9 protein-coding genes are annotated in these 11,954 nt (G+C 50.7%); 8 read left to right on the plus strand and 1 reads right to left on the minus strand.

Features of this window, described 5'->3' with window-relative positions:
- Positions 1–80: 80 nt before the first annotated feature.
- The 6 genes from NST07_RS08670 to NST07_RS08695 all read left to right on the plus strand — a co-directional run bounded on the left by NST07_RS08670 (position 81) and on the right by NST07_RS08695 (position 8,080).
- Complete coding sequence (locus tag NST07_RS08670; RefSeq protein WP_341091131.1) at positions 81–962, plus strand: sugar ABC transporter permease; 882 nt, start codon at positions 81–83, stop codon at positions 960–962.
- A gap of 5 nt (positions 963–967) precedes the next feature.
- Entirely contained in the window at positions 968–1,801 is an 834-nt protein-coding gene (locus tag NST07_RS08675; RefSeq protein ID WP_341091132.1) for a carbohydrate ABC transporter permease, read from the plus strand.
- 75 nt (positions 1,802–1,876) lie between these two features.
- Positions 1,877–2,899, plus strand: coding sequence for a glycoside hydrolase family 130 protein (locus tag NST07_RS08680; RefSeq protein ID WP_342481382.1), 1,023 nt, complete (start codon positions 1,877–1,879; stop codon positions 2,897–2,899).
- Positions 2,900–3,022: 123 nt separating this feature from the next.
- The gene (locus NST07_RS08685) at positions 3,023–3,985 is read left to right on the plus strand and encodes an alpha/beta fold hydrolase (RefSeq protein ID WP_342481383.1); all 963 of its coding nucleotides are present in this window, start codon (positions 3,023–3,025) and stop codon (positions 3,983–3,985) included.
- A 47-nt stretch (positions 3,986–4,032) separates the two neighbouring features.
- Positions 4,033–6,102 (plus strand): methyl-accepting chemotaxis protein, encoded by a 2,070-nt coding sequence (locus tag NST07_RS08690; protein ID WP_342481384.1) that lies wholly within the window; start codon positions 4,033–4,035, stop codon positions 6,100–6,102.
- Between the two features lie 172 nt (positions 6,103–6,274).
- A complete protein-coding gene (locus NST07_RS08695) occupies positions 6,275–8,080 on the plus strand; it encodes a penicillin-binding protein 2 (protein ID WP_342481385.1) in 1,806 nt (601 codons plus the stop codon).
- On the opposite strand, the gene NST07_RS08700 is transcribed toward NST07_RS08695, so the two are convergent.
- Complete coding sequence (locus tag NST07_RS08700) at positions 8,041–9,234, minus strand: AI-2E family transporter (protein WP_341091138.1); 1,194 nt, start codon at positions 9,232–9,234, stop codon at positions 8,041–8,043. The genes NST07_RS08695 and NST07_RS08700 overlap by 40 nt on opposite strands.
- 256 nt (positions 9,235–9,490) lie before the next feature.
- On the opposite strand from NST07_RS08700, the gene NST07_RS08705 reads away from it, so the two are divergent.
- Together NST07_RS08705 and NST07_RS08710 are read left to right on the plus strand one after the other, a co-directional pair.
- Entirely contained in the window at positions 9,491–10,870 is a 1,380-nt protein-coding gene (locus NST07_RS08705) for a polysaccharide deacetylase family protein (protein WP_342481386.1), read from the plus strand.
- Positions 10,871–11,043: 173 nt separating this feature from the next.
- Complete coding sequence (locus NST07_RS08710; RefSeq protein WP_342481387.1) at positions 11,044–11,874, plus strand: methyltransferase domain-containing protein; 831 nt, start codon at positions 11,044–11,046, stop codon at positions 11,872–11,874.
- Positions 11,875–11,954: the final 80 nt, after the last annotated feature.

The following is an 11,954-nucleotide window of genomic DNA, read 5'->3' on the forward strand; positions in this document are numbered from 1 at the left end:
AAGAGGCATTTTCCCCTTCACTTTTGCGGCCTGGAGCTGGATTTGGAGTAAAAAGCATTTGTTCTTAGGAGGTGTGGAGAGTGCCCAAATTGTCTAACTTGAGTTATAAAAATCAGCGGATTTTGATTATTTTTCTATTTTCTTTGGTTCCGATTCTTTTGCTGTTAACCTTCTCGTATTTACCGGTGTTAAAGATGTTCCAGTACAGCTTCACGAGCTGGGATGGACTGAGCAAGAAGATGGAATATGTAGGGCTCGAAAACTACAAGACGATTTTCACCAAACCGGAGTATTTTGCCGTATTTAAAGTCAGTTTGTATTACTTCTTCGCTACCTTTGTCCAAATGGGGCTGGCACTGTATTTTGCAACAATTCTAAGCTTTAACGTCCGGATGAAGAATTGGTTCAAGGGAATTCTGTTCTTCCCGACACTGCTTAACGGTGTAGCTATCGGTTTTATCTTCCTGTTCTTCTTCAAGCCGGAGGGAACCCTCAATACGCTGCTTGATATGTTGGGACTTGGAGCCTGGCAGCAGAAATGGCTGCTCAACCCCCATTTGATCAACATTTCCCTCGCTTTTGCCTCTGTCTGGAGGTACATGGGAATGAACTTTATCATCTTCCTTGGAGCGATTTCCTCTATCGGAAGTGATATTTATGAAGCATCGGAAATTGACGGCGCCAACCGCTGGCACCAGTTCAGACATATGATCATTCCGAGCATCAAACGTATATTGCAGCTCAATCTGATCCTCGCCGTAAGCGGAGCGATCGGTGTCTTCGAAATTCCGTATGTCATGACCGGCGGGTCCAATGGCAGTAGCACGTTTGTCATCCAGACCGTCGATGTGGCCTTCAAATACAGCAAGCTTGGCCTTGCTTCCGCAATGGCCGTATTGCTTCTGGGTATAGTTATACTTGTTACCATTCTGCAGCGTGTTCTGATCAAGGAGGAGAAGTAAGAGCTATGCATACTTTTAAATATACCGCTGCTTCTTTCTTCAAATACCTCACCTTGTTGTTAGGAGCGCTCGTGGCACTTATTCCAATCGTTGTCGTCCTTTTCGCTTCACTAAAAACAAACGCTGAATATGCTTCGACCGGACCGCTGACACTGCCGGAGAATTGGCTGAATTTCTCGAACTACACCAAGGCTTTTGTCGACGGCAAAATGCTGCTCGGCTTCAAGAACACGATCATTATCGTGGTGATTTCCATCGCCGGTGCAACGCTGACCGGTTCGATGATGGCTTATATCCTGTCCCGCTTCAAATTCAGAGGCAGCAAGCTGATGATGGGCGCCTTCCTGCTGGCTACACTGATTCCGGGTGTGACGACTCAGGTGGCTACATTCCAGATCATCAACTCCCTGGAGCTGTTCAATACCCGCTGGGCGCCGATTTTGATGTACCTGGGTACAGATATTATTGCCGTTTACATCTTCATGCAGTTTCTGGATTCGATTTCAGAGTCGCTGGATGAGTCTGCGATGCTGGACGGGGCTTCGTATTGGACGATTTACTGGCGGATTATATTGCCGCTGCTGAGTCCGGCCATTGTAACAGTCGTAATCGTAAAGGGCGTAAATATCTACAATGACTTCTATACCCCATTCCTGTACATGCCAAAAAGTGACCTGCAGGTCGTCTCGACTGCGCTGTTTAAATTTAAAGGCCCGTACGGCTCGCAGTGGGAGGTTATCTGTGCCGCGATCATGATTGCGATTATCCCGACCCTAGTCGCCTTCGTTTCCTTGCAAAAATATATTTATAACGGGTTTGCGCAAGGTTCTGTAAAATAGTTACAGATTCTGATTCAACACATTACATTTAAGAACTGCAGCGGAGCTGCAGTACCTTTGGAGGGAGACTTAACAATGAAAGAAGTAAAGTTGATTGGAAATGATTTGCCGAATATCCCATGGCAGGACAGACCTGCAGGAAACGAAAACCCGGTCTGGAGACATAATGACAACCCGGTAATTAAACGCAATCCGGCTAAAGGGGTTGCACGGATTTTCAACAGTGCGGTTGTTGCTTATGATGGCAACTTTCTCGGTGTATTCCGCGTAGAGGACAACACGACCCGTCCACATCTGCGGATGGGCTACAGTGTTGACGGTCTGGACTGGAAAATCGACGATCAGCCGATTCAATTCATTGATGAAGAAGGCAATCCGTACATGCCGCGTTATGCCTACGATCCTCGTCTGGTGAAAGTCGAAGATACCTATTACATCATCTGGTGTACAGATTTCTACGGCGCGGCTATCGGTGTAGCGAAAACCCAGGACTTCAAAACCTTCATCAGCCTGGAAAATCCGTTCCTGCCGTTCAACCGTAACGGCGTGCTGTTCCCTAAAAAAATCAACGGCAATTTCGTGATGCTCTCCCGTCCGAGCGATAGCGGACATACCCCGTTCGGGAATGTGTTCCTGAGCGAAAGCCCTGACTTCGTCTACTGGGGCAAACACCGCCATGTGATGACCAAAGGCGGTCAAGGCTGGTGGCAAAGCACCAAAATTGGCGGCGGCCCCGCTCCGATCGAAACTTCCGAAGGCTGGCTGATGTTCTACCATGGCGTAACCGGAACCTGCAACGGTCTGGTATACAGCATGGGCGCAGTTATTCTGGATAAAGATGAGCCGTCGAGAGTGAAATACCGCTCCAAGAACTTCGTCCTGACACCGGAAGAATGGTACGAAGAAAGAGGGTTCGTGAACAACGTGCTCTTCCCTTGCGCTACGCTGAATGATGCCGAAACCGGCCGCATTGCGATCTACTACGGCGCTGCAGATACTTATGTAGGCGTTGCTTATACGACTGTTCAGGAAATCGTTAATTATGTAATTGATACCCATGAGGAAGTCGGCGACGACGCGGGCTTGGGCAAGATCTAATACAGGGTGCAAAAAGAGAAGCAGGAGCCTCAGAGGCTCCTGCTTGATTGTTGATTAACGGGGTGAAGGCGCTCGCCGCCCCATTTCCCAAGATTTCACACCACCTTAAGGAGAAGATGATAAGTGACCAATGAACGATCCCTGTCCCAATTAAAAGCCTACGGGGGCAGCAGCCCGAAGCCGGAGGATTTCGATCTATTCTGGGAACGGGCGCTAAACGATCTTAACGCCCAGCCGCTTGATTATGAACTTGTACCAGCGGAATTTACCAGCGAGCTGGCGGAATGTTTCCATCTCTATTTTACCGGCGTAGGCGGGGCAAGAGTGCACTGCAAATATGTAAGACCGAAGAAGGCGGCGCAAGAGAAGGGGCCGGGTGTAGTCATGTTCCACGGCTACTCCTGCGACAGCGGGGACTGGATGGAGAAGGTCACTTATGCCGCTCACGGAATCAGCGTGCTGGCGATGGACTGCCGGGGACAGGGCGGACTGTCCGAAGATAATCTTACAGTACAGGGAACCACGATCCGCGGCCATATTATCCGCGGTATTGATGATCCCCATCCCGACAGCCTTTATTACCGCAACGTATTTCTGGATACGGCCCAGACGGCGCGTATTCTGATGGCGATGCCTGAAGTTGACCCGGCGCGGGTTGGCGCTTTCGGCCTGTCGCAAGGCGGCGGACTTACTGTAGCCTGTGCATCGCTTGAACCGCGCATTGCCATAGCTGTGCCGGTCTATCCGTTCCTGTCCGATTACAAACGGGCCTGGGAAACGAATATCACAACCTCGGCGTATGAGGAGATCAACTACTATTTCCGCTTTTTTGATCCGCATCATTTACGCGAGGACGAGATTTTCAACCGTCTGGGTTATATTGATATTCAGAATTTGGCGGACCGCATCCAGGCTAAAGTGCTGTGGGTGACCGGACTTGCGGATACGATCTGTCCTCCTTCAACACAATTTGCTGCATACAATAAAATCACAGCATCAAAAGACCTCATGGTTTATTATGAATACGGTCATGAGTATCTTCCATATCTTGCTGATCGGACGCTTCAGACGTTCATGACCTTGTAACGGGTGTAATCCCTGCAAGAAAACAGTAGATTTGGCGGTGAATTTTTTTGAGCAAGCAAGCAAAAGGCAGTAAAGGGTTCCTAACCCGGCTGCATCCCTCCAAGTCGCTGGGGATGCGGCTATTTCTCGTGTTCTTCATCGCCACGATGGGAATTGTCCTGTCCCTCGGATACACCTCGTATTCCGTAGCCAGACAAACGATCGAGAACAACGCGCTGTCCTCCAATGAGCAGACGGTCCTACAAACGGCAGAGAAGCTGGACGTAATATTGCTGCGGTTTGAAGACAGCCTGGGACAGCTTTTTTACAACAAGGATATTCAAAATGCTGTAACGCAAGGAAATCAGTCTCCTGCAAACCTCGGGCAACCTCAGGAGCAGTCTAAAGTGATCACCGGGGAACTGGAACTTTGGCTCTCTGCAGTAAGCGGGATTCAAGCCGTGTACCTTGTGCCGTTAAATCCCAGTCTCCCTATCTCTGCTACGGGAACGACTGACAACGCCTTTGTGGAGGAGATCCGCGCATCCTCCTGGTTTAAGCAGCTGCAGGAGAAACCTCAGAGCTTATGGATCACGCAGGCATTGAAGCAAGGAGACGACTCGGGAGTGCTGCATTTCGCCAAATCCATCGCGGGGGATGCCGGCAGCACCGGCTACATCGCTGTCTGCGATATCAAAACTACAGAACTGGAGAGCCATCTCAGCAAAGTCAATCTGGGAATGAACTCCTACATTCAATTGATTACGGACAAAGACGAGCTGATTGCCTCTTCACAGCACCAGGAGGCAGATACGTATCTGCGGCTGGGCGGAACGCTGCTGAAAGGCGTTAATCAAACCTCAGGCTCGCTGCCGACCAAGGACGAGGAAGGCGAATCCATTCTTGCGGTTTACGGCACACTGGAGAGCTCAGGCTGGAAAGTACTCGGGGTGGTGCCTGCTGAGAATCTGATCAAGGATGCCGGCCGTATTCTTAACACTACGTACATAGCGGTTGGTGCTGCCGCGGTCATCGCCATTCTGATCGGCTTGTGGATGGTAAGGATGGTGTCGAGGCCGCTCTCAAGGCTGAGACACTTAATGTTTCAGGGAGCCGAAGGCGATCTGCGTGTGCGGACTAAGATCACTTCCCGCGATGAGATCGGCCAGTTGTCCAGCTCCTTCAATGCAATGATGGAGCGGATTACAGAGCTGGTTGTCCATACCAACGAGACCGCCCGCGAGGTGCTGGAGACCGCCGATGCTCTAGGCAGCGCTTCACGCAAGACGGCTGCTGCGGCAATGGATATTGCTGCGGCGACCGAAGAGATTGCCGGTGGTGCAGGCAATCTGGCTCTGGAAGCAGACCGCGGAAACGAAATGACTGGTGTAATCTCCGGGCAGATGGATATGGTTTTTGCTGCTGCCCGTGAGATGGAAAGCACGGCGCATAGTGTAGGACAAGCTAGTGAAGAAGGCGTTGTGAAGTTAAAGGAATTGCTGGGCAGAACACAAACGACAGGCGAAATGACCCATCATCTCGTGGTGAAAGTCAATGAATTGAAGGAAACTGCTTCTTCGGTGATTAAAGTGCTTGAGGTTATGCAGAATATTACGCAGCAGACTAATATCCTGTCACTGAATGCTACGATTGAAGCGGCAAGAGCGGGGGAAGCCGGCCAGGGCTTTATGGTCGTGGCCGATGAAATCCGCCAATTGGCTGACCAATCCAAGCGTTCCATTACGGTTGTAGCTGAGATTACCGGCAAGATCATGAACGATATGAATGAGACTGTGGTTGCGTTATCGGATGTAGCTCCGCTGTTCAATGAACAGGTGGCCTCTGTCCGCAATGCCAGCGACATCTTCGTATCCGTACAGGAACAGATGCATCATTTCATCGGCCGGCTGGAAACTGTCTCTTCATCGGTCGGCGGACTTAACCAGTCACAACGAGTGCTGTCAGAGACGATTGGCAATGTCAGCTCCTTCGCCGAGGAATCTTCAGCTGCCTCCGAGGAGGTTGCTTCCTTAAGCGGTGAGCAGCAGAATGTGAGCGATTATCTGGTTGAACTTTCCGGCAAGCTGGAACATGCTTCAAGCATGCTTAAGGAAAGATTGTCCAAATTTAGTGTCTAACCATTTGCATGTAAAAAAGTAGTATCCCATTATACCGCTCCACCCTTTTACGGGTAGAGCGGTTTTTTGCCATACCTTGAACTGTTTCATGTAATAAATCAGCAAGGTGGGCATAATAGATCCAAGGAACAACACAATCGGCTATCCGCACATACATTCAGGAGGAATGGCATTGCATAAGGTAATCCATAAACGTATATTCTGGGGCCTGCTTATTTTATCGGCACTGCTTGCAGTCCTCATTCTAAGGCTGGCATGGGTTCAACTGCTGCTTAAGAATCAGCCGGTCCCCGGTGCGGAATATTCTCTTGCCCAGATGGCCGAGATTCAGAGCGAGCGGGAGACTGTGCTGGACAGCGGGCGTGGCCGGCTCTATGACCGGAGCGGAAAGCCGCTTGCCGGTGAAACCGTTTGGGCGGCAGCCTTTTTTCCGCAGGAAGAACAACCTGCTGCTGTCATTAACCCGGGAGCGGAAGCGGGAACGGAACCTCAACGTCGTCTTGCCGCGATCCTCGGAGTCCCGTATGAGCAGCTTCAGAGCAGAATCTCCGGAGTGAAGGAGCCGTTTCTATGGCCCTCTGCCACAACCAAGACCCCACAGGCGCTGACACCACAACAGGCACAAGAAGTGGAGCATTTGGGTCTGGGCGGGGTCAGAGTCCTGCCGTTCTCCCGCAGATATGAGAATGAAGAGTCAGGACGGCAATGGCTGGGGTATATGTCGGAGGCTTCCAGGACGAAGGCAAAGGACTCGCCCACAGGACTTAGAACTCCACTGACCGGAACGGATGGGCTGGAGAAAACCCTGGAACCGCTGCTTCAAGGTGTTGGTCACACAGAGGCATATGCCCAGGTGGATGCGCGTGGCAACCGGCTTCCGGGCAGCCTTATAAAAGTGAAGGCGCCAGGGAATCCCTATTACCCCTTGTCGATCTATACGACGATTGATAAGCAGCTTCAAGCAGGAATTGAGCAGCTGGTTACGGAGGCGGGATTGAAAGAGGGAGCGGTGGTAGTGCTGGATACCAAAAATGGTGATATACAGGCAATGGTCTCTCTGCCCTTTTATAATCCAGGGCATATTTCGCCTGAAGGCGGGGAGTGGAATAACCGGGCACTGCAGGCAGACGCACCCGGCTCAATCTTTAAGATTGTAACAGCCGCAGCTGCGCTGGAGGCCGGGATCACCTCGCCCGACGAGAAGTTCTATTGCTCGGGGCATTATGACAAATACGGTTTGTCCTGCCAGAACGGCAAAGGACACGGTTCCCTCACGCTGGCGCAAGGGTTCGCCGTGTCCTGCAATACAGTATTTGCTTCCCTCGCCGAGCGGTTGAGCGGCGTGCAGCTTCAGGCCACCGCACTGGCGCTTGGCCTGGGAAGAAATGTAGGCTGGCAAGCGGAGAATACGCTTGGCCTGCCGCTGCTCCGGCCGCTTGCCGGGGAGCAGCCCGGAACGATCTTTACGACCCTGCTGCCTGATGACGGCGGAGCAAGGGTGCAGACAGCCATTGGCCAGCGGGATGTAAGAGTGACGCCGCTGCAGGCGGCCAATCTCGTTGTCACGCTGCTGCATGGCGGCAAGGTCAGGGCGCCGCGCATTCTGCAGCGGGTCGCGTTCAGAAACGGCCAGACGCTTAAGGAGCTGCCGGGACACCTGGCTCCGGCTTCCGCCGGACAAATCTCGGAGTCGACGTCCAGGCTGCTGTTGTCCTGGATGCGGCTGGTCGTCACAGAGGGAACCGGCAGACGCCTGCAAGGCGCACATTGGCCGCTGGCCGGCAAATCGGGCACGGCCCAGACCCTAGTGAAGGGAGCACCACGCAACAATCAGTGGTTCATCGGCTACGGTCCGGTTGACCATCCCCGGTATGCCGTATCCATCGCTGTGGAGAATGTGTCCCCCGGCAGTGCCCATACAGCAACTAAGCTGTTTGGTCAGGTATTCGACTTGTTGGCCGCGTCTTCGGGAGCTTGAGAGGGTTCTGTTTCACCAGTGACGGGTCCTCCGGCAGTCGAAGGTTCGGCTGCCGCAAACGGCGAAACAATAAATTCCTCCTGTGGCAGGTAGATCCAGCGCTGGAGATAACCCTGTTGAATCAGCTCCTTGATCAGAATAAGCAGGATCGGGGACAGGATCAGTCCGGCCACGCCAAAGGCGGACATAGAGAAGATTACGAAGGACAACATCAGAAACGCGGAGGATACGCCGATCGAATTGCCGGTAATCTTTGGCTCCAGCAGCTGGCGCACAATCAGCACAACCGCCAGCAGGACGAGCAGTCCGATCGCAAGCGAAGTATTGCCCACAATAAACAAATAAATGATCCAGGGAATTAGAATCGTGGATACCCCTAGCAGCGGCAGCACATCAAATACAGCGCATACCAGCGCCATGGTGATCTCATTTCCCGTTCTCAGTATGAACAAACCGGCCAGCACAATAACGAAGGTGATGCTGATCAAGATCAGCTGGGCTTTGAGATAGGAACCGATGGCTTTAAAAACGTTCCCTTGGACGAAAGCGAAAGCCGTCTTAAAGGTCTTGGGCATTTTATCATGAGCGATCTTACGCCAGTCCTTGATCTCCATACTGAGGAAAAAAGCGAGAATAATGGCGACGCCGAAATTCCCCATAAAGGAGGAGAAAGAGCCAAGCACACCGACCATATACTTAAAGAAGCTGACCATCCATTTGGAAAGAATGTTGGTGGCATTGGTGAAATAGCCATTTATTTTCGTTGTAAGATCAGACGGCAGCGCATCAATCTGATGCTGCAGATAAGTGGTGGTTTCTTTAAAATGCATTTGAAGCATCTTTGTGTATTGAGGTAAGCTATCCGAGAATTGAAGGGCCTTTGTCGCAATGAGCAGTCCTGCACCGAACAAGACGCCCAGCAGAATAATCAGAAACAGCAGTACGGAAATTGCGGAGGCGAACGGTTTGCCCAGCCCCTTGCGGTTCAGGAAGCGGGCCAACGGCTCGATCAGCAGGAATACAAAAAAAGACAGGAATACCGGTGCGGCCAGTTGATACAGCTTGCTGAAACCCAGCATTACGAGATACACCGTCAGCACCACCAAACCAATATCAAAGAAGGTGCGCCAATATTTTTTGTACAGCGGCAGCATAAGTAGAAACGACTCCTTTTTCAGATTACTTTTTTAGAAAATTTGACAATTGAGGCTCCAATTCATTGTACACGATTTTAATAAAAAAGCGTCTTTTTCTTTGGTACCTGTGTTAAAATAGGGGGTAACGTTTTTTCGTGGGATTCTGCTCACCTAAAAACCGCGAGGCATATTATACTCTACTTGGCCGTACCCGAATATCTGCTTGCAGACGTAAGACGAGCCAAAGTCAACTCTGGAAAAGCGGTGAATATACATGCAGACTTTGCTGCTCTGGTTATTTTACATCTCGACCTTTTATGCGTTCATTCCTGGAATGATCAGCCGGATCTTCGGTTACCGCGTATTCCGCAAGGGGATTGGGCGCTCTGAATTTGCCCTCACCTTTGATGATGGTCCCGATCCGCGTTATACACCATCTTTACTGGATTTGCTTAAACGTTATGATGCCAAGGCGACCTTCTTTGTAGTCGGGGCACATGCCGAACAGAATCCGGAACTTATTAAGCGTATGCATGATGAGGGACATCTTATCGGCATTCATAATTATGTACACAAGAGCAACTGGGTGATGCGTCCCGCTACTGTCAGGCGGCAGATTCAACGCACGGATGATATTATTTACAGTATTACCGGTGAGCGTAGCACCTATTACCGTCCGCCGTGGGGGATTGTCAATCTGTTCGACTTCTCCAAACGCCGCCAGGTTCAAATTGTACTTTGGTCGGCTATGTTCGGCGACTGGAAAGAAAAGCTCGGCGCAGAGCGGCTGACCGAGAAGCTGCTCGAGAAGCTGAATCCGGGCGAAGTGATGCTGCTCCATGATTGCGGGACAACACTCGGTGCAGATCCGAAAGCGCCGGAGCATATGCTGGTTGCCCTGGAACGGATGCTGGAGGAAGCGCGGCTCCGGGGCTTGCGCAGCATCCGGATCGACCAGATGATCAAGACTGTGCAGAACTCGCCGATTCAGCGGATCTCCTACGGCAAGCGGCTGATTGTCGGCCTGTGGCTGGCCTGGGAACGAGTCTTCCAGTTCCTCTTCGGCTTAAAGACGATCACACCGGCTGACCCGTTCCTCCATTACCGGCTGCGCAAATATCAAGGCGGCTCCGTGCGAATGGAAGGCGGCGAGGTCTTGAACAAAGGCGATAAGGTCATTGAGCTGCATATCGACAACCGGCAGCTGTTCGAGATTGGCCTGAATTCCCGCTCTTCGGCTCAGCTTGCGATCCGCATGATCCGCAGGATGGAAAAGGATCTGCCGGTGCTTGCGGAGCAAATAGCCGGCGATGTAGATCTGGCTGAGGCTAAGGCGCTGTATGGTGTCAGCATGCTCAACCGCGGGCCGGAAAAATTCGGCTTCATGGTCCTGGATCTGCCGAACGGCTGGTTTGCCCGTTCCTCCAAGTTTTATTTAAGTCTTCTGCTTAGTGTTATTCATCCCTCAGGCGGAGAGAGGCTGAAGGTCCGCAGCGAGGCTCTGATCCCTAAGATGATTCTGATGCCCATCTCACAGCTCTTGGATCAGATGAATCAGCAGCGTCCGCAGAAACAGGCGAACCCGCGTGAGCACAAACGCGAAGAAGAGCTGACCCTGGAAGCTGAACTGCCGGGAGCGACGGTTATGCATTGATTTGAGGGTTCCCGAACTTTTATATAATTCGATATAGCTGGCTTAAAATGCTCCGGCAGCCGTAATTGGCTGGGGGGCATTTTTTTGTTTTTGTATATGGATATATGCAATGTGATACAGGAAGGAATCACTTAAGGACTGTCGAATATTTTGTTTTATCACGGAGGTGACATATGAAGGCGCGTAATTCTACGTACAATATTGACAATGTTGCTCTAGGTTTTGAAGAAGAGGTTGAGCGGCTGAAAGTACAAACAATGATGGGGTGGGATAAAGAGTTTCGTAACTTACAATGGTATGGATTGCAGGATGGAATGAGCGTGTTAGAACTTGGAAGTGGTCCCAGCTTCGTTACCGAACAATTAGTCCATAGTTTGCCGGAAAGTGAGATTACAGCTTTGGAAATTGATCAAAAGCTGCTGGCTGAAGCTAAAAACCGGTTACATCATATCCCTTCGTCCAAACTGCGGTTTGTACATTCTTCTGTGTATGACACCGGACTCCCTGATCATTCCTATGATTTTGCTATTGCAAGGTTACTGTTTCTTCATTTACATAATCCGGTGGAGGCTGCAAGAGAAATTTATCGTGTACTAAGGCCTTGTGGGAAGCTTGTCATTATCGATATTGATGACGGGATTTTTGGAGCGGTTAGCCCGAATATGGATTTACTGCCTTCTGTGATAAAGAAGCTGGCGGAGCATCAAGCTGCAAAAGGGGGCAATCGGTATATCGGCAGGAGGCTGCCACGACTCTTAGCACAGGCAGGTTATGTTGATTTAGATATGGATACTGTTATCCAGCATAGTGATCTTCATGGAATGGAAGGTTTTAAACGGCAGTTTGATATTAACCGGTTTAGGGTTTTTTACAATAAGGGAATTATCAATGAAGAAGAGTATGAACAATTACAACAAGCCTCTGAGAATTTTAATAATTCCCCTGAAGCCTATGCGATGATGACCTTTGTGATGGCATGTGGTAAAAAACCAGAGCACTGCTGAACGAACGGGTAACCTTATCCTAACAAACACACCAACACGGCAGCCGTTGTACCGGCTGCCGTGTTGGTGTAACATCTGTG

The sequence above is a fragment of the Paenibacillus sp. FSL L8-0340 genome, from assembly GCF_038593145.1.
Classification (GTDB): domain Bacteria; phylum Bacillota; class Bacilli; order Paenibacillales; family Paenibacillaceae; genus Paenibacillus_AQ.

What these genes read in the sequence shown, in the direction of transcription:
- NST07_RS08675 (WP_341091132.1), top strand. Translation starts at nt 968, where the DNA reads ATGCATACTTTTAAATATACCGCTGCTTCTTTCTTCAAATACCTCACC.
- NST07_RS08680 (WP_342481382.1), top strand. Translation starts at nt 1,877, where the DNA reads ATGAAAGAAGTAAAGTTGATTGGAAATGATTTGCCGAATATCCCATGG.
- NST07_RS08700 (WP_341091138.1), bottom strand. Translation starts at nt 9,234, where the DNA reads ATGCTGCCGCTGTACAAAAAATATTGGCGCACCTTCTTTGATATTGGT.
- NST07_RS08705 (WP_342481386.1), top strand. Translation starts at nt 9,491, where the DNA reads ATGCAGACTTTGCTGCTCTGGTTATTTTACATCTCGACCTTTTATGCG.
- NST07_RS08710 (WP_342481387.1), top strand. Translation starts at nt 11,044, where the DNA reads ATGAAGGCGCGTAATTCTACGTACAATATTGACAATGTTGCTCTAGGT.